The 23,843-nt window shown below is 69.6% G+C and carries 21 protein-coding genes and 2 riboswitches; of the genes, 10 read left to right on the forward strand and 11 right to left on the reverse strand.

The genetic code is table 11. The features are described 5' to 3' along the window. The first annotated feature begins 131 nt into the window (after positions 1-131). The 9 genes from TTY48_RS16010 (at position 132) to TTY48_RS16050 (ending at position 9,888) form a co-directional block, all read left to right on the forward strand. The gene (locus TTY48_RS16010) at positions 132-572 is read left to right on the forward strand and encodes an FHA domain-containing protein (RefSeq protein ID WP_220658661.1); all 441 of its coding nucleotides are present in this window, start codon (positions 132-134) and stop codon (positions 570-572) included. Positions 573-616: 44 nt separating this feature from the next. After that, positions 617-1,312, forward strand: a complete 696-nt coding sequence (locus TTY48_RS16015; protein ID WP_220659583.1) for a MerR family transcriptional regulator — start codon at positions 617-619, stop codon at positions 1,310-1,312. Between the two features lie 38 nt (positions 1,313-1,350). Next, positions 1,351-1,869 (forward strand): bifunctional nuclease family protein, encoded by a 519-nt coding sequence (locus TTY48_RS16020; protein WP_220658662.1) that lies wholly within the window; start codon positions 1,351-1,353, stop codon positions 1,867-1,869. 215 nt (positions 1,870-2,084) lie between these two features. Further along, positions 2,085-2,702: a MerR family transcriptional regulator gene (locus tag TTY48_RS16025; RefSeq protein ID WP_220658663.1), complete on the forward strand. Its 618-nt coding sequence runs from the start codon at positions 2,085-2,087 to the stop codon at positions 2,700-2,702. A 43-nt stretch (positions 2,703-2,745) separates the two neighbouring features. Beyond that, positions 2,746-3,972, forward strand: coding sequence for a macrolide family glycosyltransferase (locus TTY48_RS16030; protein ID WP_255585778.1), 1,227 nt, complete (start codon positions 2,746-2,748; stop codon positions 3,970-3,972). Between the two features lie 20 nt (positions 3,973-3,992). Further along, positions 3,993-4,100, forward strand: a riboswitch (glycine riboswitch). Between the two features lie 86 nt (positions 4,101-4,186). Further along, positions 4,187-7,021 carry an aminomethyl-transferring glycine dehydrogenase gene (gene gcvP, locus TTY48_RS16035; RefSeq protein WP_220658664.1) on the forward strand — a complete coding sequence of 945 codons (2,835 nt, stop codon included), beginning with the start codon at positions 4,187-4,189 and terminating at the stop codon, positions 7,019-7,021. A 41-nt stretch (positions 7,022-7,062) separates the two neighbouring features. Continuing rightward, positions 7,063-7,767, forward strand: coding sequence for a hypothetical protein (locus TTY48_RS16040; RefSeq protein WP_220658665.1), 705 nt, complete (start codon positions 7,063-7,065; stop codon positions 7,765-7,767). 454 nt (positions 7,768-8,221) lie between these two features. Next, entirely contained in the window at positions 8,222-9,487 is a 1,266-nt protein-coding gene (locus TTY48_RS16045) for a hypothetical protein (protein WP_220658666.1), read from the forward strand. A gap of 86 nt (positions 9,488-9,573) precedes the next feature. Next, entirely contained in the window at positions 9,574-9,888 is a 315-nt protein-coding gene (locus TTY48_RS16050; protein ID WP_220658667.1) for a hypothetical protein, read from the forward strand. On the opposite strand, the gene TTY48_RS16055 is transcribed toward TTY48_RS16050, so the two are convergent. From TTY48_RS16055 to TTY48_RS16085, 7 genes are all read right to left on the reverse strand, one after another. After that, positions 9,882-10,382 carry a hypothetical protein gene (locus tag TTY48_RS16055; protein WP_220658668.1) on the reverse strand — a complete coding sequence of 167 codons (501 nt, stop codon included), beginning with the start codon at positions 10,380-10,382 and terminating at the stop codon, positions 9,882-9,884. The two genes, TTY48_RS16050 and TTY48_RS16055, sit on opposite strands and share 7 nt — an antisense overlap. Beyond that, positions 10,379-11,482 (reverse strand): substrate-binding domain-containing protein, encoded by a 1,104-nt coding sequence (locus TTY48_RS16060; protein WP_220658669.1) that lies wholly within the window; start codon positions 11,480-11,482, stop codon positions 10,379-10,381. Before TTY48_RS16060 ends, TTY48_RS16055 begins: the two co-directional genes overlap by 4 nt. A 10-nt stretch (positions 11,483-11,492) precedes the next feature. After that, positions 11,493-12,245 carry a spermidine synthase gene (locus TTY48_RS16065; RefSeq protein ID WP_255585779.1) on the reverse strand — a complete coding sequence of 251 codons (753 nt, stop codon included), beginning with the start codon at positions 12,243-12,245 and terminating at the stop codon, positions 11,493-11,495. A 65-nt stretch (positions 12,246-12,310) separates the two neighbouring features. Next, the gene (locus TTY48_RS16070; RefSeq protein ID WP_220658670.1) at positions 12,311-14,497 is read right to left on the reverse strand and encodes a malate synthase G; all 2,187 of its coding nucleotides are present in this window, start codon (positions 14,495-14,497) and stop codon (positions 12,311-12,313) included. A 37-nt stretch (positions 14,498-14,534) separates the two neighbouring features. Further along, positions 14,535-16,340, reverse strand: coding sequence for an ATP-binding cassette domain-containing protein (locus tag TTY48_RS16075; RefSeq protein ID WP_220658671.1), 1,806 nt, complete (start codon positions 16,338-16,340; stop codon positions 14,535-14,537). 10 nt (positions 16,341-16,350) lie between these two features. Further along, complete coding sequence (locus TTY48_RS16080) at positions 16,351-17,529, reverse strand: type III polyketide synthase (protein WP_220658672.1); 1,179 nt, start codon at positions 17,527-17,529, stop codon at positions 16,351-16,353. Between the two features lie 30 nt (positions 17,530-17,559). Next, complete coding sequence (locus TTY48_RS16085; protein WP_220658673.1) at positions 17,560-19,125, reverse strand: fatty acid desaturase; 1,566 nt, start codon at positions 19,123-19,125, stop codon at positions 17,560-17,562. A gap of 244 nt (positions 19,126-19,369) precedes the next feature. On the opposite strand from TTY48_RS16085, the gene TTY48_RS16090 reads away from it, so the two are divergent. Then, on the forward strand, positions 19,370-20,176 hold the full coding sequence (locus TTY48_RS16090; RefSeq protein ID WP_220658674.1) for an LppX_LprAFG lipoprotein: 807 nt from the start codon (positions 19,370-19,372) through the stop codon (positions 20,174-20,176). 22 nt (positions 20,177-20,198) lie between these two features. On the opposite strand, the gene TTY48_RS16095 is transcribed toward TTY48_RS16090, so the two are convergent. The 4 genes from TTY48_RS16095 to TTY48_RS16110 form a co-directional block, all read right to left on the reverse strand. Next, complete coding sequence (locus TTY48_RS16095) at positions 20,199-21,218, reverse strand: ABC transporter substrate-binding protein (protein ID WP_220658675.1); 1,020 nt, start codon at positions 21,216-21,218, stop codon at positions 20,199-20,201. Beyond that, a complete protein-coding gene (locus TTY48_RS16100) occupies positions 21,215-22,006 on the reverse strand; it encodes an ABC transporter ATP-binding protein (protein ID WP_220658676.1) in 792 nt (263 codons plus the stop codon). The genes TTY48_RS16095 and TTY48_RS16100 overlap by 4 nt, the downstream gene beginning before the upstream one ends. After that, positions 22,006-22,977 carry an iron ABC transporter permease gene (locus TTY48_RS16105; protein ID WP_220659586.1) on the reverse strand — a complete coding sequence of 324 codons (972 nt, stop codon included), beginning with the start codon at positions 22,975-22,977 and terminating at the stop codon, positions 22,006-22,008. Before TTY48_RS16105 ends, TTY48_RS16100 begins: the two co-directional genes overlap by 1 nt. 119 nt (positions 22,978-23,096) lie before the next feature. Further along, positions 23,097-23,208, reverse strand: a riboswitch (cobalamin riboswitch). Between the two features lie 89 nt (positions 23,209-23,297). Continuing rightward, positions 23,298-23,819: a M23 family metallopeptidase gene (locus TTY48_RS16110; RefSeq protein WP_220658677.1), complete on the reverse strand. Its 522-nt coding sequence runs from the start codon at positions 23,817-23,819 to the stop codon at positions 23,298-23,300. Positions 23,820-23,843: the final 24 nt, after the last annotated feature.

Below are 23,843 nucleotides of genomic sequence, written 5' to 3' on the forward strand. Positions count from 1 at the left end.
TTCCTTAGAACGGCTTTAGAGCCCCGACGATCGGCCGCCCCTGAGGCGCCGGTCGCGGTACCGTGGACAACAACATCCCGAGGTACCGCAAACTTGAACACCTGTGCAGTAGGAACTGACGAAGGAGCGATGTGAGCGAGAACGACAAGGGCTTCGACGAGGCCCCCGTGGAGACCACCTCGGTGTTCCGTGCCGACATCATCCGCGAGATGGACGCCTCCGGCGGATCCGAGAGCGAGGCTCCGGTCACGGGCCTGGAGAACCTCCCGGCCGGCGCGGCGCTGCTCGTGGTGAAGCGCGGACCGAACGCGGGCTCTCGCTTCCTGCTCGATCAGGAGGCCACCTCGGCCGGTCGTCATCCCGACAGCGACATCTTCCTCGACGATGTCACCGTCTCCCGCCGGCACGCCGAGTTCCGCGCGGTCGAGGGTGGTTTCACCGTGGTGGACGTGGGCAGCCTGAACGGCACCTACGTCAACCGTGAGCCGATCGACGCGTCGCCGCTCGCCCACGGCGACGAGGTGCAGATCGGCAAGTTCCGCCTGGTGTTCTTCGTACCCACCGCGGGCTGAACCCGGTGACGGCCCCACGTCAGGAATCCACCGCCCCGAGCGCAATGTCGATCGGGGCGGTGCTGGAGCAGCTCCGCGCGGAGTTTCCGGACGTGACCATCTCCAAGATCCGATTCCTCGAGTCGGAGGGGCTGGTCACGCCCGACCGGTCCCCGTCGGGCTACCGGCGCTTCTCGCCGAAGGACTGCGAGCGGCTGCGCTACGTGCTCACCGCTCAGCGTGATTACTACCTGCCGCTCAAGATCATCAAGGAGCAGCTGGACGCGCACGATCGCGGCGAGAGCGTCGAGGGCCCGGCCCCACGTGCCCCGCGCACGCTGACGGCGGTGTCGTCGAAGACGGCCCCGGCCACCGATTTCTCCGCGCGCCGCCAGACCCGGATCAGCCGCGCCGATCTGCTGGGCCGGTCCGGCGCCGACGAGGCCTTCCTGCGGGAGCTGGAGCGCTCGGCGCTGCTGACCTCCGGCAAGGCGGGCTTCTTCGACGAGGACGCGGTCGAATTGGTCCGCGCGGCCAAGGCGCTCGCCGAGTACGGGCTCGAGGCCCGGCACCTGCGGGCCTTCAAGACCTCCGCCGACCGTGAGGCGGGTCTGATCGCACAGATCGCGAACCCCGTGGCCCGCGGCGGCGACGCCGGTGCCGCGGAGCGGGCGGCGGAGCTGATCCGCGAGCTCGCGGCGCTGTCCGTGACCTTCCACACCCAGTTGGTCAAGTCCGCTGTCAAAGACGCCGTTCGGTAGTCGGTGCAACCCAATTCGGCCGCCGGTAAGGTGAAGCCATGATCGAGATGACGGTCGCGGGCATCCGCATGGACCCGCCGCAGGACGATCCGGTGCTGCTGCTCCGCGAGGTGGGCGGCCCCCGGTATCTGCCCATCTGGATCGGGCAGGGCGAGGCCACGGCCATCGCCATCAAGCTGCAGGGCGTGGAGCCCAGCCGCCCGCTGACGCACGACCTGATCGGCGACCTGCTGGAGACCCTCGGGCGCTCGCTCACCGAGGTGCGCATCACCGGGCTGCAGGAGGGCACCTTCTACGCCGATCTGGTGCTCGACGGTGACGAGACCGTCTCCGCCCGGCCGTCGGACTCGGTCGCGATCGCGGTGCGGCTCGCGGTGCCGATCTTCGCCGAGGAAGAGGTGCTGGCCGAGGCCGGGCTGATCCTCCCGGATGATGAGATCGACTCGGAGACAACCGAATCCGGTGAAGAAGCGCCCGCCGAAGAAGAGGTGGAGAAGTTCAAGGAGTTCCTGGACTCCATCTCGGCCGACGACTTCAAGGCCCCCGGCGAGTCCTGAACGTCGGTTCGCGCACTCGCTCGCTCGAAGATCACGATTCGGTCTCGACCTAAAGTTCAACTTGAGGTTATGGGTGTGTCGCGTTGATTCGGACGCTTCGGCCCCCTAGCGTTCACGCCGGACACCGCGAATGGCACCGAGGGAATTACACCGACGGCCGGAACGCGGGAGGCGTACTCTGAGGAGTGCGCACGGGACCTACGAGGGAGACGGCAGTGACCGATCAGGTTGGCACCGGGCAGGGCGATAACCCGCAGGCGAGCACGCTCGTGGGTACACAGGGCTCGCTCGACGACATCGCGCCGGGCCTGTTCCCGAACGACACCATCCCCGATGAGCTGCTCGGATACCGCGGCCCCAGCGCCTGCCAGATCGCCGGCATCACCTACCGCCAGCTCGATTACTGGGCCCGCACCTCGCTCGTCGTCCCGTCGATCCGCAGCGCCGGCGGCTCGGGCACCCAGCGCCTGTACTCGTTCAAGGACGTTCTCGTCCTGAAGATCGTCAAGCGGCTGCTGGACACCGGCATCTCGCTGCAGAACATCCGCGTCGCCGTCGACCACCTGCGCCAGCGCGGTGTGGAGGACCTGGCCCGCATCACCCTGTTCTCCGACGGCACCACCGTCTACGAGTGCACCAGCGCCGAAGAGGTCGTCGACCTGCTGCAGCACGGCCAGGGCGTCTTCGGCATCGCCGTCTCCGGCGCGATGCGCGAGCTCACCGGCACCATCGCCGACTTCCCGGGCGAGCGGGCCGACGGTGCCGCCGCCGACGCGGCCCCCGAGGACGAGCTCGCCTCGCGCCGCCGCAACCGCTCCCGCGCCACCGGCTAAATCGCATTGCGGCGCCCATCGTGCGCCGCCTAGGTTCATCGCCGTGGCTCACATCGCGATGTTCTCCATCCCCGCCCCCGGGCACGTGCTTCCGGCGCTCGATCTGCTCGCCGAACTGGTGCGCCGCGGGCACCGCGTGACCTACGCGAACGACCCGTCGATGCGGGACGCCATCGAGGCCACCGGCGCCGAACTCAAGCCCTACACCTCGGTGATCCCGAAGCTCGGCGAGGCGGCCACGGCGGACGCCGAGGACGGTTTCGCCGGCGACGTGATCGACCAACTCTCCGTGTTCGCCGACGAGTACGAGAACCAGCTGCCGCAGTGGTTCGCCCTGTACGAGGACGACCGTCCCGATCTGATCCTCTACGACATCGCCGGCGCCATGAGCCTGGTCCTCGCCCGGGCCTGGGGCGTTCCCGCGCTCCAGGTTTCGCCGACGTACGTGGCCTGGGAGGGCTACGCCGACGATATGGCCGACTTCCACACCATGCTCCGCACCGACCCTCGGGGCATCGCGATGCTGGCCCGACAGGACGCACTGCTCGCCCGGTACGGCATCGAGACGGACTCGCTGGAGTTCATCGGCACGCCGGAACGGTCGCTCGTGCTCATCGCGCCGTCCATGCAGCCCAACGCCGACCGCGTGGACCGCTCGATCTACACCTTCACCGGACCCGCGCGCCGCCTTCCGGAGGCGGCACCGTCGGCCCAGGACCGCCCGGCCACCCTGCTGGTGTCCTTCGGGTCGGCCTTCACCGACCAGCCCGACACCTACCGCGCCGCCTGCGACTTCGCCGTCGCCCGCCCGGACTGGCGGGTGATCCTGCAGGTGGGCGGGCGCACCGACCCGTCGACGGTGACCGCCTCCGACGGTGCGCTGCCGCCCAACGTGGAGGTGCACCCGTGGATCGATCAGGTCACGGTGCTGGGCGAGACGGACGTCTTCCTCACCCACGCGGGCATGGGTGGCAGCACCGAGGCGATGCTCACCGGCACACCGGTGATCACCGCGCCGCAGGCGGCGGACCAGTTCCAGAACGCCGAGATGCTGGCCTCGGCGGGGATCGCGGTGCCATTGCCGGAGGAGCTGGACGCGGTGTCGCTGGGGGCGGCCTGCGACGCCGCCCTGCAACTCACGGGCCGTGCGCGGGAGCTCGCGGCGGAACTGGCCGAGCTCGGTGGGCTGGACCGCGCGGCCGATGTGGTGCTGGAGCTGCTGCCCTCCGCGGGCGGGCCGAGTCACCGTACGGATGTCCTGCTGGATTGAGTTAGAATCGTCGGGCGTCGCAACACCGCGTGGGAGAGCCCAGCGGGCACCGTCGAGCACGGGCCCCGGGCGCCGAAGGAGCAACACCTCTCCGTCAATCTCTCAGGCACCAGGACCATGCGGGTTGGGCGCCTCTGGAGCCGCCGGCGACTGAGGGGGAGGGCAGCGCCGGTCGTCCCTCGCGCCCGGCACGTCACGGCCCGGAGGTTCCCCAGTGTCCGACAGCACTTCCGCAAGCAACTTCCCCGCTCGCCACATCGGCCCCGACGCCGGTGAGCTGGAGCAGATCCTGCGCGTGATCGGCGTCGACAGCCTCGACGACCTGGCCCGCGCCGCGGTCCCGTCGGCGATCCTCGACCCCGCCGACGACAACGGCCTGGGCGCACTGCCCGCACCGATCGACGAGCACGAGGCCCTCGCCGAGCTGCGTGCGCTCGCCGACCGCAACACCGTGGACCGCACCATGATCGGCCTCGGCTACTACGACACGCTGACCCCGCCGGTACTGCTGCGCAACATCATCGAGAACCCGGCCTGGTACACCGCGTACACGCCGTACCAGCCCGAGATCAGCCAGGGCCGCCTCGAGGCGCTGCTCAACTTCCAGACCATGGTCTCCGACCTCACCGGCATGGAGATCGCCAACAGCTCCATGCTCGACGAGGCCACCGCCGCCGCCGAGGCCATGACCCTGCTGCGCCGCGCCGGCAAGTCCAAGAGCCCGCGACTCGTGGTGGACCGGGACGTCTTCCCGCAGACCCTCGCCGTGATCGAGACCCGCGCAGAGCCGCTGGGCATCGAGGTCGTGGTCACCGACGTGATCGCGGACGGCCTGCCCGAGGGCGAGTTCTTCGGCGTCATCCTGCAGACTCCCGGTGCCTCGGGCCGCATCCCCGACGTGCAGACCGTGATCGACGCCGCGCATGAGCGCGGCGCACTGGTCGCCGTCGGCGCCGACCTGCTGGCCATGACCCTGCTGACGCCTCCCGGCGAGCAGGGCGCCGACGCCTGCTTCGGCACCACCCAGCGCTTCGGCGTGCCGCTCGGCTTCGGCGGTCCGCACGCCGGCTACCTCGCGGTGCACGAGAAGCACGCCCGGCAGATCCCCGGCCGCCTCGTGGGCGTCTCCGTGGACGCCGACGGCAGCCTCGCCTACCGACTCGCCCTGCAGACCCGCGAGCAGCACATCCGCCGCGAGAAGGCCACCAGCAACATCTGCACCGCGCAGGTGCTCCTGGCCGTGCTGGCCGCGATGTACGCCAGCTACCACGGCCCCGAGGGCCTGCGAGCGATCGCGCTGCGTGTGCATGCCCGCGCGTCGGCGCTCGCTGCGGGCCTCGGCGACGCCGTGGTGCACGCCGACTTCTTCGACACCGTGCTCGTGCAGGTGCCCGGCCGCGCCGACGACGTGATCGCCGCCGCCAAGGCCGCCGGGTACAACCTGTGGCGCGTCGACGACGACCACGTCTCGGTGGCCGCCGACGAGACCACCACCGAGGCCGACGTCGCCGCGGTGCTCAAGGCCTTCGACGCGCAGCCGGTGGACGCGGCACCGTCGGACATCGAGAACCGCAGCTCGGAGTTCCTCACGCACCCGGCCTTCCACAACTACCGCACCGAGACGGCGGTGCTGCGCTACCTGCGCAAGCTGGCCGATAAGGACATCGCGCTCGACCGTTCGATGATCCCGCTGGGCTCGTGCACCATGAAGCTCAACGCGACCGCCGAGATGGAATCGATCACCTGGGCCGAGTTCTCGCGGCTGCACCCGTTCGCGCCCGCCGCCGACAGCGAGGGCATCCGCGCGCTGATCGCCCAGTTGGAGGAGTGGCTGGTGGCGATCACCGGCTACGACAACGTCTCGCTGCAGCCGAACGCCGGCTCGCAGGGCGAGTACGCGGGCCTCCTCGCGATCCGCAACTACCACCTCTCGCGCGGCGATGCGCACCGCACCGTCTGCCTGATCCCGTCGTCCGCGCACGGCACCAACGCGGCCTCGGCCGTGATGGCGGGCCTGAAGGTGGTCGTGGTGGCCTCGCGCGAGTCGGGCGATGTGGACACCGCGGATCTCAAGGAGAAGATCGCCAAGCACGCCGACGAGCTGGCGGCGATCATGATCACCTACCCGTCCACGCACGGCGTGTACGAGCACGAGGTGCGCGAGATCTGCGGCGCGGTGCACGAGGCCGGCGGTCAGGTGTACGTGGACGGCGCGAACATGAACGCCCTGGTCGGCCTCGCGCGGCCCGGCAAGTTCGGCGGCGACGTCTCGCACCTGAACCTGCACAAGACCTTCTGCATCCCGCACGGTGGTGGCGGCCCGGGCGTCGGCCCGATCGGCGTGCGCAGCCACCTCGCGCCCTTCCTGCCCGGGCACCCGCTGGAGCCCTCCCTCGGAAACGGTCCGACGATCTCGGCCGCGCCGTTCGGCAGCGCGTCGATCCTCCCGATCACGTGGGCGTACATCCGGATGATGGGTGCTTCCGGCCTGCGGAAGGCGACGCTGACCGCGATCGCCTCGGCGAACTACATCGCTGCGCGCCTGAACGATTCGTTCCCGGTGCTGTACACGGGCGAGAACGGCCGCGTCGCGCACGAGTGCATCCTCGACGTGCGCGGCATCTCGAAGGACACCGGCGTGTCCATCGACGACGTCGCGAAGCGGTTGGCCGACTACGGCTTCCACGCGCCCACGATGAGCTTCCCGGTGGCGGGCACGCTCATGGTGGAGCCCACGGAGAGCGAGTCGCTCGGTGAGATCGACGAGTTCTGCGACGCGATGATCGCCATCCGCGCGGAGATCTCGCGGGTCGCCTCGGGGGAGTGGCCGGTGGAGGACAACCCGCTGCGCGGTGCCCCGCACACCGCCGAGTGCCTGGTGAGCGAGTGGAACCACCCCTACTCGCGCGAGATCGCCGTGTACCCCGCGGGCCTGCCGTCCGGCGGTGCGCGCGCCAAGGTGTGGCCGTCCGTCCGGCGGATCGACGGTGTGTACGGCGACCGAAACTTGGTCTGCTCCTGCCCGCCGATCGAGGCCTTCGCTGAGTAACCAGTCGTTGACCCATGGTTCGCTGACGTAAACTGCGAGCCATGGGGCAGTGGGTGGAGGAGAACGCCGAGGTCTTGGCGAATCTCGCGGTGATCGGGCTGTTGCTGGTCGTGGTCGGTGTCCAGGCCTGGCGATACCGTGGTGATCGGCGCACCACGTCGTCGACCAATGACATGCTCGTCGGCTACGCGGTCGGGTTCGCCGTGATCCTCCCCGTGCAGGTACTGCGGGTGACGACCGTCGGCGCGCCGGAATCCGCCTCGGCGTCCCTTGCGTGGAGCGTCGGCTCGACGATGGCCCTGTTCGCGATCGCGTTGGCGGTCGCACACCTGCGGAACCGGCGGCAGGTCGCGCGTGACGACGAGGAGGTCCGGTCCGCCCGCGACGCGATTCCCGCCGCGGCGCGGTCGTACTTCCGCGACGGCGATTTCCCGGTGCGCGCGGGATTCGCGCTGTCGTCTCCGGCCGCCCCGGACCCCGACCATGCGACCGATCTGGTGGGCTACTGGGCCTTCGCCGCCCTCGACAGCGGCGACTACGTGGACTTCTCGCGGACGATCCACTACACGACGATGGTCCGCGGCTGGCAGCTCTCCTCGCCGACGCTGATCGAGGCTCTCCCCGTGCTCGTCGCCCCGTTCGTGCGCAGCGGTGACAAGGAGTGGGACCCCGACGTCGACCGCGCCTTCCGTCGCACCGCCCTCGCCCTCCTCACCACCCGATTCGGCTCGCCGGTCCCGGCATGAGTGCAGTCTGGGGGACCGTGCTCGGACTGACAGTGCTAGTCGCGCTCGGGAGGCCTATGAGCCGCAGGATCGGCCCACTTCCTCGCGTCCGTATCCGCGATTGGCTGCGCGGAGCTCTGGCTGTCCTCGGTTGGTGGATCATCGTCGGCGTGGTCGTCGGCGTACTCCGGCCCGATCGATCCGCATTCGTGGACGGAATCGTCGTCGCCGTGTCAGCGGCGCCCGTCGTGTTCCTCCCGGACGTTGTCAGTCTCTTGCGTCGCCGTGGAGACGAGTCTGCATTGAGTGACGGGGCGTCGCGGGAAACCGTCACTGAGTGCAGACTCGACGGCCGTCCTCAGAGCTCCGCCGCGGAAACCGAGGCGCAGAGCGCCGATGCGCCCATGGCCGCTGAGGACGACGCGCGATCTGGAACGCCACGTTCGGACGACCGCAGGTGAGCTACTTCGGCGGTGTGATCGTCGGCTCCCTCGCCATGCTCCTGCTCGCGATCCCCGTCGGCGCCGTGATCGGAACACACACCCGGAAACGGCGGATCAAGGACTGGGTCCTCGACTACATTCCGCCGCTGCTCTGGGCTGTGTTGGCTCCGCTCCTCGTGTTTGCCCTGTGGCCCGACCGGTCGCGGTTCGTCGAGGGCATCACTGTCGGCGTTGCCATTATGCCGATGGTCTTCCTTCCCGACATGGTCTCCGCGATCCGCCACCGTCGAGACGACGAGACTGCCGAATTGTCCGCGCCGGCCCTGACATCCGTACCAATCCGCAGACTCGATGTTCCGGTCGCGCAGTTCGGCGCCGACGTCGAGGAGCACTTCGCCGATCCTGTTGTCCGGGGCCGCTATGTGATCGCCGCGTATCGACGCGGCCTGCTCTCCGATGCCGAGCTGCCCCCAGCGGTTGCGGGCCTCGGCGATCTGGGGCCGGCCTGGGTGGAACTGGCCACCCCCGCGGTGACCAGTGCCGGGGGCACGGTCGAGCGGGCCGCCGCGGACATCGGCTACGACCGTTCCGCGGACGAGGCGGACGCCGACGTCACCACGCAGCTCATCCACTACGCCCTGCGCACCGGCGACGCCCGCCGGTACCGCGAGGCGCTCGTCGCCCTCGTGCCATCGGTGGAGCTCGCCACGGTTGTGAAGGACGAGCCCGAATGGATGCGGAGCCATCGGCGCGATGGACTGCGCGAGAGCATCATCGACAATCTCGACGCCCGATTCGGGCCGCAGCTGACCGACACCGTCCACGCCCACTTCGCCGACCCCACCACCCGTGCCCACGACCTGATCGTGAGCTACCGCCTCCAAGCGATGCCCTCGGCCGACGTGCCACAGCGGGCCGCCGAAGTCATCGCCGACCTACCCGGCGCGGGGGAGGCGTGGACGGAGTTGGCGATGGCATCGTCGACCAGCCCGCGCTCGGAGCTCGAACCGATCCTCGACCGCGCCGCCGAGGAGATCGGCTACCACCGCGACCCGCTCGCGGCGGAGTGCGACCTGTACGAGGCCGCCGCCTACCGCGCCGTCGTGGATTGCCGGGTGAGAGAAGAGTCGCAACGCCTGTGGGCCCTGACGTGGAACGATGACGTGTACCTGGAGGGCGGGCACGATCCAGCCCTCGAGGGCCTGCGCGATGCCCACGCCGCCGCGGGCGACGATTATCACGACCAGATCCGCGACACCCGTCATCACCTGATCGACTACCTGAACGCGCACTACTAGCCGACTTTCGGTGCCTTTCTGCGGCCGACACCGCGCTGCGACCGCAGAAAGGCACCAAAAGTCGGCGGAGGACATATTGTGCCGGTATGACCGATCTCCTGCTCAACATCGCCGGATGCGCTGTCGGAGCGGTACTCGCGATGGTGCTGATCGAATGCGGACTCAAGGTCGCGGGTTCGCGTCCCCGCCCGGCCACCACCAGGAGCGACGACGTATGGAGCTGGGTCGCGGGCGCGGTGACCATGGCGATCGCGATCGCGTTCACCCAGTGGTCCGGGTGGAACGACTCGCCGATCCTCAGCTTCGTGCCCTTCGGCGTCGCCATCGGCGTGCTCACGAGCTCGCCGGGGGTATTCGCGGCCCTACGCGAGCGCGGCCGATCCCGCGAGAACGCTCAGTAGCCGGCGGAGCCGATCAGCACCGTCAGTGCGGCGAGGTGGGATGGGTGCAACCGCTCATCCGCCTCGGCGGTGTATCCGATCGGGAGCGTGCGCCGTGACGTCACGACTCCCGCGGTGCCGGCATCGTCGGTGATCCGCAGGGAGACCGGCACGATCAGGTGCAGTGGCCCGATGGTGGAAGCCTGGGCCAGCACGCGCGCGAATGACCGCTTCGTGCCCCTCTCCATCGCGGTCCCGGCGAAGGACGCACTCTTGATGGACCAGACGCGGCGAACACCGTCGGCGTGGAGTTCGGAGTGGAACTCGGCGCGATCGTCGCTGCCCTCGACGAACCACGATCGCCCGCGACGGACCACTCGGAAGACGACGTCACCATCGCCGGAGCGGAAATCGAGATCGCCGCGATCATCTCGCCGGGACTTCAGCGATCCGAACGCATCGGACCGCACCGTCCAGTTCCCGGACCAGCCGAGCGAGGCGACGAGGCGGGTCACTTCGGGGTGATGGCGTCGGCGATGGCGATGACCGCAGGGTTCGCGGCGGGCGCGAGCGGCTCGACGGTGCCGAAGGAGACCGACGGGGTCTTGGCCGGGGTGGACTGTCCGGACACCCGGAAACCTGCCTCCGCCAAGGGCTTCGCATTGTCGGCCTTACCGACGTAGGCGACGAAATCGGATGCGGCGCGACGCTGCGCCGCGGAGACACCCTCGCGGTCGAGGACCGCCGCGGGATAGGTGGCGGACGCGGTGGGACCCGCCGGGTACACGGCGACGGGTGCGGTCTCGCCCCGGCCGCGGGCGAAGGCGAAGAGCTGCTGTTCGGTGGTGGGCACCGCGCGCATCGTGTCCGACGGCACCATCAGTCCCTCGAGCGCGGCGGTGGTGTTCGCGGTCTTCGGCGCGGACGCGGCCCAGCGGTTGAGGGTGCCGGTCACCAGCGGACCGCGCGCGGCCTCCTCGGTGATCGCGGCACCGCCGGTGCGGGCCACCGCGGCGCCCACGGTCTGCGCCGCGAGGTACGTGCCGTCGGCGCCCGCGCCGGTGGGCAGCGTGATCCGCAGATCGGGCTGGCGGGCCGGAACATCGACCCACCGCACACCGTCGAAGGTCTGGCGCGCCGAACCCCGCACCGCGAGCACCACGGGCGAGGAGGCGATGGAGGTGGGCTGACCCGACACCTCGGACGGCTTGGCGGCAGCGAGCCGCGCCGTCCAGGTGGCGCTCTCCGGGATCCACAGCGCCGGTGCCGGACCGAGCTTCGCATCCCACGTGCCGGACAGTGCTGATAGCGCCACGGGAGAGTCGACGCCGGTGATCTCCACCTTCGGGCAGTAGTCGTTCGACACCGTGCCGGAGGAGTTGAATCCCTCGGCCACCCGACGCAGCGATTCCACCAATGCGGGCGCGGCGGCCACCTTCAGGGAGAGCTCGCCCTCCACACACGTGGCGGCGGCGTCGCGGCCCTCCTGCTCGGAGCGGCCCAGCAACCAGACCATCGCCGCGGCCACCGCGATCACCACGAGGACCGCCGCGATCGCCGCGACGACCCACCGCGCGAGCCCGCGAGAACCCGTACCCGACCTATGCGTTCCCATCGAGAGCAACCTACCCGAAGACGCCGCGCGGTGGGGGAGGTGAGTCCTGTGCGTTGTCCCTGGTGATGGGCTTCGCGCCGCCGATGAAGCGAGCGATTTCCGCACCGTCCAGCAGGGTTCCCGGGAAGGGGTCGCCGGCCAGGCGGCGGGGGAGTCCGTCGGGCACCGTTCCCGCCACCAGGACCAGGTTCCCGAACCGCCGGCCCTTGAGGATGGCGGGTTCCGCGGCCACCACGACATCGCCGAAGACATCGGCGACGGTGGCCGTCACCGAGCGGGCGAAGGCGAGCGGTGGACCGTCGCCGATGTTGAGCGCGACGGCCGCGCCGGGTGCGAGCAGGGGCACGAGCGAGGTGAAGAACTCGCCGGTGGTGAGCGCGCCCGGGGTCCGGGCCCCGGCGAAGACGTCCAGGATCAGCAGATCGACGTTGCCGTGCAGCCCGCCGGGCAGCAGCGCGCCCGCCTCCGCCGCGTCCGCGCAGCGCACCTTGATCTGCTCCCGCTTCGGCAGCGGCATCGCCGCCCGGACCGCGTCGATCAGCGCCCGGTCCGACTCGATCACCTGCTGCCGCGACCCGGGCCGGGTCGCCGCGATGTACCGCGGCAGCGTGAAGCCGCCCCCGCCCAGGTGCACCGCGGTGATCGGATCCCCCACGGGGCGCACCAGATCGGCGACGTGGCCGATCCGGCGGACGTACTCGAATACCAGGTTGGTCGGATCGTCGAGATCCACGTAGCTCTGCGGCGTCCCGTCCAGGAACACCGTGAACGCACCGGGCCGGTCACGATCGTTCTCGATCGCGACCGGCCCGGTCTCACGTTCCTCGGTCAGCTGTTCGCGGCCTTGAACTCGCGACGGCGCGCGTGCAGGATCGGCTCGGTGTAACCGTTCGGCTGCGCGCCACCCAACAGCACCAGGTCCTTCGCGGCCTGGAAGGCGATGTTGGTGTCGAAATCGGGCGCCAACGGACGGTACGACGGGTCGCCCGCGTTCTGCTGGTCGACCACCGGCGCCATCCGCTTGAGCGACTCGACGATCTCGTCCTCGGTGACGATGCCGTGCCGCAGCCAGTTCGCCAGCAGCTGCGAGCTGATGCGCAGCGTGGCGCGATCCTCCATGAGGGCCACATCGTGGATGTCGGGCACCTTGGAGCAACCGACACCCGCATCGATCCAGCGGACCACGTAGCCGAGGATCGACTGGCTGTTGTTGTCCAGCTCCTCACGCTTCTCCTCCGCCGACCAATCGGCGAAGGTCGCCAGCGGGATGGTGAGGATGTCGTCGACCGACGCCGGATTGCGCTTGGCGATCTCGTTCTGCACCTCGAAGACGTCCACCAGGTGGTAGTGCAGGGCGTGCAGGGTCGCGGCGGTGGGCGAGGGCACCCACGCGGTGGTGGCGCCGGCCTTGGGCTGGGCGATCTTCTGCTCCAGCATCGCGGCCATCAGATCGGGCATGGCCCACATGCCCTTACCGATCTGCGCCTTGTGCTGCAGGCCCGCGTGCAGGCCCACGTCCACGTTGGAGTCCTCGTACGCGGGGTACCAGGTCTGGCCCTTGATATCGGCCTTGCGGACGAACGGTCCGGCCACCATCGAGGTGTGGATCTCGTCGCCGGTGCGATCGAGGAAGCCGGTGTTGATGAACACCACGCGGTCGTTCGCGGCGGCGATCGCGGCCTTGAGGTTCACCGAGGTGCGGCGCTCCTCGTCCATGATGCCCATCTTGAGGGTGCGGGCGGGCAGGCCGAGGACCTGCTCGACGCGCTCGAAGATCTCGGCGGCGAAGGCCACCTCCTCGGGGCCGTGCATCTTCGGCTTGACGATGTAGATCGAGCCGGTGCGCGAGTTCTTGATCTCGCCCGACAGGCCGTGGATCGCGATCAGCGAGGTGACGATGCCGTCGAGGATGCCCTCGCCGATCTCCTCACCGTTCAGCAGGATCGCGTCGGTGGTCATCAGGTGGCCCACGTTGCGCACGAACAGCAGCGAGCGGCCGTGCAGGGTGAGCGGCGAACCGTCCACCGCGGTGTAGGTGCGGTCCGGGTTCAGGGTGCGGGTGAAGGTCTTGCCGCCCTTGCTGACCTCTTCGGCGAGATCGCCCTTGTTCAGGCCCAGCCAGTTGCGGTAGCCGACCACCTTGTCGTCGGCGTCGACGGCCGCGACCGAGTCCTCGAAGTCCATGATCGTGGTGACGGCCGACTCGACCAGCACGTCCTTGACGCCGGCGCGGTCGGTCGAGCCGATCGGCGAGGCCGGATCGATCTGGATCTCCAGGTGCAGGCCGTTGTGGCGCAGCAGGATGCCCGACGGTGCCGTGATGTCGCCCGCGTAGCCGACCAGGGCCGACGGATCGGCCAGGCAGTAGGTGGCGTCCTCGCTGGAACCGGACGCGCCCTTGACGTCGGCGACGAGCTGGCCGCCCTCGATCCGGTACGCCGAGACGGCGGCGTGCGAACCGGCCTCGAGCGGCACGGCCTTGTCCAGGAAGTCCTTGGCGAAGGCGATCACCTTGTCGCCGCGGACCTTGTTGTAGCTCGAGCCCTTCTCGGCGCCGTCGGCCTCCGAGATGGCGTCGGTGCCGTACAGCGCGTCGTACAGCGAACCCCAGCGGGCGTTCGCGGCGTTGATCGCGAAGCGCGCGTTGAGGATCGGCACCACCAGCTGCGGGCCGGCGGTCGAGGTGATCTCGCTGTCCACGTTCTCCGTGGTGATCTCGCGATCCTCGGGCACCGGCACCAGGTAGCCGATGTCGGTGAGGAACTGCTTGTACACCGGGAAGTCGACCTCGCCGGGGTTGGCGGCGTGGAAGTCGTCGATCTTCGCCTGCAGCTCGTCGCGCTTGGCGAGCAGGGCCTTGTTCTTCGGCGCGAGATCGCCGATGAGCTGCGCCGCGCCGGTCCAGAAGGCGGCCTGGTCTACACCCGTCCCCGGAAGGGCCTCGTTGTTGATGAAGTCGTAGAGGACCGTCGCGACATCGAGGCCGGCGACGGACGTGCGGGCGGTATCGGCCATGGCAGTTTCAACCCTTCGTCGTTAAGCAGTACGCGCATCATGTTACTCCGCGCAGGTTCCCCGTCCGCTCCGCGGTGACCACCTGGCCGTAGTCCAGTTTCACGAGCTGATCGGCCCTGTCGAAGTACCGGTCGTCGTGGGTGATCACGATCACCGTCTTCCCGCGGGCACGCAGATCGGGGATGATCCGATCGTAGAAGACCGCACGGAACCGCGGGTCCTGATCCGCGGCCCACTCGTCGAACAGGTACACCGGCCGGTCCTCCAGCAACGCGGTGAGCAGCGCCAGGCGCTTGCGCTGCCCCGTGGACAGGGCGACCGTCGACAGCCGCCCGTCGGCAACGGTGACCGCGTGCCCCAACTCCAGCTCGTGCAGCAGCGCGCGCACCCGATCGTCCAGATCGTCGGCAGCGAGCCCGAGGTAGTCGTCGAACAGGTGGAAATCGGAGAACACCGCCGCCGTGTGCTGGCGGAACCACTCGGTGTTGTGCGGACCGATCGGCTCGCCTCCCACGAGCAGCATCCCGGTGCGCGGCGGATACAGGCCCGCGATCACCTTCGCCAGCGTCGACTTCCCGCTGCCGTTCCCGCCGACCAGGAAGGTCACCTCACCCGGGCGCAGCGCCAAGTCGACCGGGCCGAGCCGGAAGCCGTGCCCATCGAGCGGAGGCCCAGGAGGCATCCCCGGGCCCGGGTGCGACGGTGCGCCGCCCGGCATCGCCGCGCCGGGCGCGCCCTGCATCGCTGTTCCGGGCCCGCCCTGCATCGCTGTTCCGGGCCCGCCCGGGGGATGCGGCGGCCGAACGCCGGGCGGCCCCGGCAGCGGCTCCGGCAGGTACTCGTAGCCCACCCCGCGCAGCTCGACGGTGGCGTCCGCGGCGAGCGGCCGATCGTCGTAGGGCAGTGCGGATTCATCGCGCGGGGTCTCCAGCGACAGGTCCATGGCCCGGATCTTCGCCAGCGCCACATCACCACGCACCAGGTCCGGGATGCGGTGCATGAGGCTCTGCATCGGCATCGACAGGAACGTGGTCACCAGGACGTAGCCGATCATCGTCTCCCGCGGCAGTTCCAGCGCCCGGGCCAGCACGAACAGGATCACCACCATGGTGCCGAGCTGCAGCACCTGGCCCAGTGCCTGCCCGCCCGCGAACCGAGTGCCCGCCGCTACGTGCCGCTGCCGCAGGCCGGTCGCGGTGCCCACCAGCCGGCGGTCCAGGAAATCGGCGCGCCGGCCGCGGTGCAGCTTGAGCTCCTTGATGCCGCGGGTCACCTCGTGGAACGAGCCGATCAGCGCATCGTCGAGCTCGCGGGCCCGGCGGTAGTGCTCACGCACCTTGCGCAGCACCGTCTCCACACAGGCGATGCCGATCAGCGTGCCCGCCACCGACACCGCGAACAGCGTGCCGGAGACCGTCGCCAGATAGGTGAGCGCGCCGATGATGGTGGCCAGATCGATGCACAGGCCCGGGATACCGGAGACCGCCATCGACAGCGAGCGCACGTCCTCGGTGAGAGTGGCCAGCAGCCGGTGATCGCCCAGCCGCTCGATGTGCTCCAGCGGCGCCGCGAGTACCCGCTTCGACAGCTGCACCCGCAGCCGGTACACCGCCGCCTGCGCCAGGTGCAGCAGCACCAACTGCGAGGCGACGCCCGCCGTGACCACCACCGCGGCGGTCACGATGAACTCGGACACCGTGACCGTGGGCATCGGCCCGGGAGCGACCAGGCCGTTGATCAGCGTGAGCAGATAGGCGTTCGCGCCGCCGGCGATCAGGCCCGCCACCACCGCCGCGGCGATCGCCGCGGGGGAGATGGAGAACAGGAATCTCAGGAGCTTCACGGTGCGGTCCTCACTCCCCGCCGATGACGTCGAACAGGAAGCCCTCGACCGTGACCCCCGGGGCGAACGAGAACGCGATCCCCGTCTGCGGTTCGGCACCCGCGGTGCGGGCGGCGAGCAGCCGTTCGAGGACGAACAGCAGCGACACGCTGAGCATGTTCCCGTGCTCGGCGAGCACCGCCCAACTGGTCTCCGAGGCGGCCCGCGGCAGCCCCAGCGCGGCGCTCGCCGACTCGATGATCTTCGGCCCGCCCGGGTGGATGGCCCAGTGCGCGATCGCATCCCGGTCGAGTCCATTGCGTTGCAGGACCCCGTCGACCACCGGTGCCACACCGTCGATGATGTACCGGGGCAGCGACTGCGCCAGCTCGCACGTGATGCCGTTCGCGTTCACGCCCAGGACGATCCCGTCCTCGGCGTCGTCGAGCAGGTGCGCGAAGGTGTCCCGGACCACGATGCTCCCGGCGGGCAGCGGGTGCCCCACCTCGCTGGCGCCGATCACGGCGGCACCGCAGCCGTCGGCGAACAGGCTGGAGATCACCACATCGTTCGGGTCACCCGCGAACACCGCGTTCACCGAACTCAGTTCCAGGCACACCATGAGCGACTTGCGATCCGGGTGCGCGCGCACGTAATCGTTCGCCACCCGCAGGGCGTTCATCGCCGCCGCGCACCCCATGAAGTTGACCACCACCCGGCTCGTCGAGGCGGGAAGGCCCAGGGCGCGCACCACCGCCACGTCGACCCCGGGTGCGAGGAAGCCGGTGCTGGTGACGAAGACGAGCTGCCCGACATCGGCGGGGTCGACGGTGCCGAGCGCACGCCGGGCGGTGTCGATCGCGAGCGGAGCGGCGTGCTCGGCGAACAGGTCCATCCGCTCGCGGACGGTGTCCGGCCGGGCGCTGAAGGCGGCGAAATCCTCGTCCAGCGGGTCGATCGCCAGGTGCCGGGTATCGATCATCGTCTTCGCGTACACCCGGCGGATGCGTTCGGCCTGGGCCGGATCGTCGAACCGGGAGGCCACCCGCTCGGCCGACGCGGCCTGATCGAAGGCGCGCGACGGTGAGCCGGTGGCGAGGGATTCGATCACCGCGACCGCGGTCGGCGGCGCCGGGGGAGCTCCGCGCCACAGGGGCTCGGGCAGTGGCGGCTGCTGCAGCGCGGTGTCGATACCGTGCGATGCGTTCATGGGGGGTACTCCTAGATGAGGCTGGGGCGATCAGACGGTGCCGATGCCGGTGAAACCCGCGACGACGTAGGAACCGGAGGTGCGCAGGGCCTTCGGCGAGAAGTGCTCGCGCAGGAAACCGTGTCCCTCGGCCTGGGCGGTCCGGGACTTCGAGAACAGGAAGGTGCGCACCTGGTCGGGGAGCCGGTCGAAGAAGAAGCTGCGCGCCGGCAGCCATTCGACGCCGAACTTCGCCGCCTCCTCGGCCATCACCCGCTCGGTGGCGATGTTGGCGAAGCCGCTGCGCTGGTAGGGCAGCACGTGATGCACGCGGTGGCTGGACAGTCCGGCCGAGAGGAAGCAGTCCACGTAGCGGTTGCCCGAGATCTTCAGGTCGTAGGCCTGGTGCAGCTGGTTGACCGCCCAGTCCTCGGTATCGGGTTCGGGCAGCTCGTCGACATCGGTCTCGAAGTCATGGCTGGCGACCACCAGGAAGGTGCTCACCCACAGCACGGCGACGAACTGCGCGACCCACGCCCAAATGTCACCGAGGAACAGGAACAGGAAGAACTCGCCGATCAGCAGCACGCGCATGCCGAAGGCGCCCACGAAGTGCGGGAGCGCGCCGCGCAACGAGCCGTACATGTCGGCGACGCCCACCTGCCGGGTCAGCTTGACGATCTCGAACAATCGCGAGGTCATGCCCGTCGCGGTGTGGCCGAACTTGTGCAGGGTGTGGATCGGCACCCGGTACCACCGCGGGATGTCCATCATCATGGTGAAGACGTTCTTCTTGATGTCCACCTCGCTCTGCGTGTGCGGGTGGTGCAGCAGCGCGTGACCGTCGGCGGTGACGAAGGACAGCGCGACGTAGTTGATGTCGAAGGCGTTCACCAGGACCTTGTTCTTGCCCTTCTGCGCCCGGTGGATCGCGTAGTGTCCGAAGCCCGCCAGCGAGCTGCGGAGCACGACCATGGCGATCACGAACAGCGGCAAGGGCATCCACGCCGGTTCCGACAGCCGAGTGGCGATCACCGCGACATAGGCCACGGCCAGCGCGAGGGCGGCCACGTCGAACCAGCGGTCCATCCGCGTGATCCGCGCCGCGAGCGCGGGATCGCGCAGCCGCTTCTTCACCTGATGCAGCAGATCGTCCGGATCGTCGAACCGGTAGCGCGGGGTATCGCGCCAACTGTCGAATCCGTCCTTGAAAAGGAACGCGGGGGCATTGTTCTTAGGATGCACATCTTCAATTCGTGCGTCCCGGTCGAGCGCGAATCGTTCCAGCATCCGCTCGATCTTCTCGGGATCCTTGTGATACGACCCGATGATCGAGGTGATGTCCCGGTTCTTCGAGCGGCCGATGAAGAATTCTCCGCCCGGGTGTTTGTTGATCCATTCCGAGAGGTCGTAGGCGCGGCCTTTGTAAACCCATACATCGGACAACTGCGGTCCACCGCCCGGACCGGGTCCGCCGGGGCCGGGGCCGGGACGCGAGTCCGGATCCGGACGTGCACCGTCCGGACCTCCGGGTGGCTCCGGGCGGGCGCGGTGGAGATCGCGCGGGCCCGGATCGTGCGCGCCTTCCTGCGGCGGCACGGTGGGATTCTGAGTCACTGGTCGTCCTCCTGACGAGACGGTTTTCCCGCCGTTACCTGACACTGTTCCGTCGCACGCTAATGGATCGCCAAAGGACGGCCAGTCCTACCGGGAAAATGTCCGATTCATCCCAGTTCGAAGATCGAATGTCCGCCTGAATTCTGCGCCGAGTGATGCATACTCGACCTCGGGTTGCGCGGAATGCCCGCTATCCCGGGGTAACGACCACCGATACCCGCACTTCACACACAAAGGGGGGCTCATGAGCCTGAAAGCGTCTCGCGCGGTGATCGCATTGTTCGCGGTCGGTGCGCTCGCGATCACCGGCTGCGCCGATAAGAAGACCGAGTCGGGGGCCGGGGGGACCACCACGGCCGGGACATCGGCCGCGGCGGGCTCGTCCAAGCCGCTCGATGCGAACGGACTGCCCAAAGCGGACATCGTCACCGAGGCCGCCAAGGCCACCCGGGAGACCTACTCCGAACATCTGGTGCTCACCGTGGCCAAGGCCATCCAGGGTCTGCCCGTGTCCAGCGTCAACGGCGACATCACCTCGGACAAGGACACCAAGAAGGTGGCGGCCCAGGGCGATGCCAACGTGCGCATCCAGGAGAACTACGTGCAGACCAAGTTCGTGGTGATCGACGGCACCCTGTACGCCAACCTGGGCGGCCCGAAGTTCCAGGACATGGGCAGGACCGGCGAGAAGGGCGTCTACGACCCCGCCGTGATCCTCGACCTCGACAAGGGTCTCGGCAAGGTCGTCGAATCGGTCCAGAACCCCAAGGTCGAATCCCGGGAGACGGTCAACGGTCTCAAGGCCGTCAAGGTCACCGGCACCGTCGATCCGAAGGTCCTGGACCCGATCCTGCCGCAGATCACCGAGGTCGCGGCCAAGGGCGGCAACACAACGCTGCCGATCACCCTGTGGATCGTCGACGATGCGGCTGCGAACCCGCAGCCCAAGCCGAACGTCACCAAGTTCCAGGTGAACCTCAAGGACGGCGACATCGACCTGAACCTCACCGATTTCGGCAAGAAGGTCGAGGTCACCAAGCCGGCGATGTAGCCGGGGTGCGGCCGGACGGGCGTCAGAAGCCCTTCGACCGCAGGAACTTCGCGAGGGTCTCCACGCTGTCCGGCGTACGCGGCCCCTCGACCAGCGCGGCGTACGGGAGGGTGAGGATGTTGCCCTCCCGTACCGCCGTGGTGTTGGCCATCAGCGGCTGCGAGCGGAGCTGGGCGATCTTCGCCTCCGGCGTGTTCTCGGGTCCCACGCCGTAGTCCACGATCACGATCACCTGCGGATCGCGTTGCGCCGCAGCCTCCCAGGAGCTCGTGGTCCACGAGTCGTTGATATCGGCGAAGACATTCGTGGCGCCCGCGGACTCGATGATGGCCTGCGGGGTGCCGGTGCGGCCCGATGTGAACGGATCGGGCGAGGCGCTGTCGAACAGGAACACCCGCGCCTTGCGCGCATCGTCCTTCGGCGCCTGGGCGCGCACCGCGTCGATCCGCGCCCGGTACTGCTCCACCAGCTGCCGGCCGCGGTCCGGCACACCGAACAGGGTGCTCAGGTTCTCCAGGTCCGTGTACAGGGCGTCCAGCGGCGGCATCACGCCGCGCTGCTTGGTCCCGGGCTGCCGGCACGCCTCGGAGAGCTGGTACGGAACCGCGCCGATCTGCCGGATCCAGTCCGGCGTCACCCCGGTGGTCTCCTGGAATCCGTAGCTCCACCCGCCGAACACGAAATCGGGGTTCGCGGCCTGGATCACCTCCCGCGTGAAGGCCGTCCCGAGGTTCGGCGCCCTATCGAAATCGGCCTTCCACGGCGAGGTCTGGTAATCCACGTGCTTGCCGTCGTAGGTGGTGTACCCCGCCAGTCGGTCGGTCAGGCCGAGCGCGAACAGGATCTCGGCGTTTCCCGTGTCGTTGACCACCACCCGGCTCGGGATGCCCGGCACCGTCAGCGGCGCACCGCAGTTGGTGACCGTCGCGGCGCGCCCGGAGCTCGGCGACGGCGCCGCCTCCTCGACCTTCGCGCCGCAGCCGGCCAGCAGGGTGGACGCGGCGAGGATCGCGGCGGCGGGGCGCCGGGGCAGACGGTTCATGAATCGTTCCTGTTCGTCGGGGGAGGGGAGAGCTCGTCGAAGATCACCTGCGGCACCCGCAGGCGGGGGTGGGACACCACGTGCGCCCCGATGCCGAAATGTTGCTCGATGGTGGCGGGCGTGATGATCTCCGCGGGGGTCCCGGAGCACGCCAGCGCGCCATCGGTGAGGACGTAGAGCCGATCGCAGTACTGGGCGGCCAGATTCAGATCGTGCAGCACGGCGATCACAGTGACGCCGAGATCGCGTGCGGCGCTGAGCACCGCGAACTGGTGCCGCACGTCGAGGTGATTGGTGGGCTCGTCGAGGACCAGGACCTTCGGCTCCTGCGCGAATGCGCGGGCGATCAACACCCGCTGCGCCTCCCCACCGGAGAGCGTGCCGAACTGCCGGTGCGCGAAGGGTTCCGCGCCCGCCGTCGCCAGCGCCCGGTCGACCGCGGCGTCGTGCACGGCCGAGGACAGGCCCCGGCGCCGGTGCGGCAGTCGCCCGGTGTCCACGATCTCCCGGCCGGTGAAGCCGATGTCGAAGGGAGCGTGCTGCATCACCGCGGCCACCTGCCGGGCGTTCTCGGCCAGGCTCACCGCGGTCACGTCCGCCCCGTCCACCGTCACCGTTCCCGCGTGCGGTTTCAGCACCCGGTAGACGCAGCGCAGCAGCGTCGACTTACCACTGCCGTTGGGCCCGACGACACCGATGAACTCGCCCGCCGCGGCGGCCAGGCTCACCCCGGCCACGATCCGCGCGCCGCCGATCGCCACGTCGACCCCCGAATACTCCACCCGCACTACGCGCCCCCGACCGTGCGGCGCCGCATCAGCGCGATGAACAGGGGCACGCCCACCGCCGCCGTGATCGCACCCAGCGGCAGTTCCTGCGGCGGCACCACCGTACGCGCTGCGATATCGGCGAGCACCAGGAACAACGCCCCCAGTGCGGGCGCCACGAGCAGCACCCGGCGGTGATCGGCGCCCACCAGCAGGCGCGCCACGTGCGGCACCACCAGACCGACGAATCCGATGGCGCCGCAGACGGAGACGATGATCCCCGTCATCGCCGCGGTGAGCACGAACAGCGCGGTCCGGAAGCCGGAGGCGGAGACACCCATGGAGATGGCCACCTCGTCGCCCAACGCCAGTGCGTTCAGCCGGCGGGCGTTGCCGCGCAGGATCACCAGGCCCACGGCCACCGCGACCGCCACCAGCGCGGTGGTGCGCCAGGTGGCCGACGACAGGCTGCCGAACAGCCAGAACATCACGGTGCGTGCCGCATCGCCGCGGGGCGCGAGGAAGACCAGCACGGTGGTGACCGCCGAGAAGCCGTAGGCCAGCGCCGTGCCCGTGAGCACCAGCCGCAGCGGGGAGAGCCCGCCGTCGCGGTAGGCGATGGCGTACACCAGTGCGGTGGCGCCGAGCGCCCCCAGGAAGGCCGCGGTCGGCAGCGCGTACAGGCCCAGCGTGCCGAGCACGCCGAACAGGGCCACCGAGGTCGCGCCCACCGACGCGCCGGACGAGATCCCGAGCACGTACGGATCGGCGAGCGCATTGCGCACCATCGCCTGCACGGCAACGCCGATCGCGCTCAGGCCCGCGCCCACGATCGCCGCGCTCAGCACCCGCGGGATCCGGGAATCGGCCACGATCCGATACGAGGTCGCCTGATCGGCGGGGATGGTGCCGCCCGAGACGAAGGCCCAGAGGTAGCGCGTGGCGTCCTGCCAGGGAATCCGCACCGTCCCCAGGACCACACCCAGCCACATCGCGCAGAGCAACGCGATCACCAACAGCGCCAGCAGCACTGCGATACGGCGCGACGGAACCACCCGCACTCCGCGACTCCCCTCGGGTCGTGAGTGACCACCCGGTCGGGCGGTCGCGGTGGCAGGTATCGGGCTGGAGTCGTCGTCGCCGACGGGACTCTCACCGTTGCGGGGCAGCCCCGGAATCGCACCGGGTTCCCTCTTGCGCCGTGCGCTCACGCGCGCGGACCATCGCTGCGGGCGAGTCTAGGTGGGGTCCCCACCGGGGCGCGCGGTGGGCTCCGCCGACGATCCGGGTCGACGGAGGGCCACCGCCGCGATCACGGCCAGAGGTTGGGATTCAGGTCCGATCCGTAGCCGCCGTAGCGCGGGCGACGTTCCAGATGCAGGTGCGGGCCCCGGGTGTTGCCCGTATCGCCCGAGTAGCCGATCAACTGGTTGGTCGCGACCCGCTGGCCGTCGCTCACGACCCGCCGGGACAGGTGGCAGTAGCCCCAGTCCGAGCCGTCGGCGTTGTCGTTGATCAGGATCATCGTGCCGTACGCGGCACCCCAGTTCGCCCGGCCCGTGCGGACATCGCCGCCGATGGTGGCGTACACCGGAGTGCCGATGGGGCAGCCGATGTCGACACCCGTGTGGTAGCCGGCCTCCCAGGATCCGGGCTGCCGCCACTGGGCCGTGATCGGATGCGCGCTCGCATCGCGGATGGGCCGCACGTAGGTCGCGGCGTTCGCCGCCGGGGCGAGGGCGGCGCCGGCGGAGGCGAGCCCGGCGGCGACCGCGCTCCCGATGAGCAACTGTCGTCGACTGAGCAGGACGGAGGATTCGTGGCGATCTGTCATGACTCTTCTCCCTGAAAGTTCATG

This window comes from Tsukamurella sp. TY48 (genome assembly GCF_019656655.1).
Taxonomy (GTDB): domain Bacteria; phylum Actinomycetota; class Actinomycetes; order Mycobacteriales; family Mycobacteriaceae; genus Tsukamurella; species Tsukamurella strandjordii.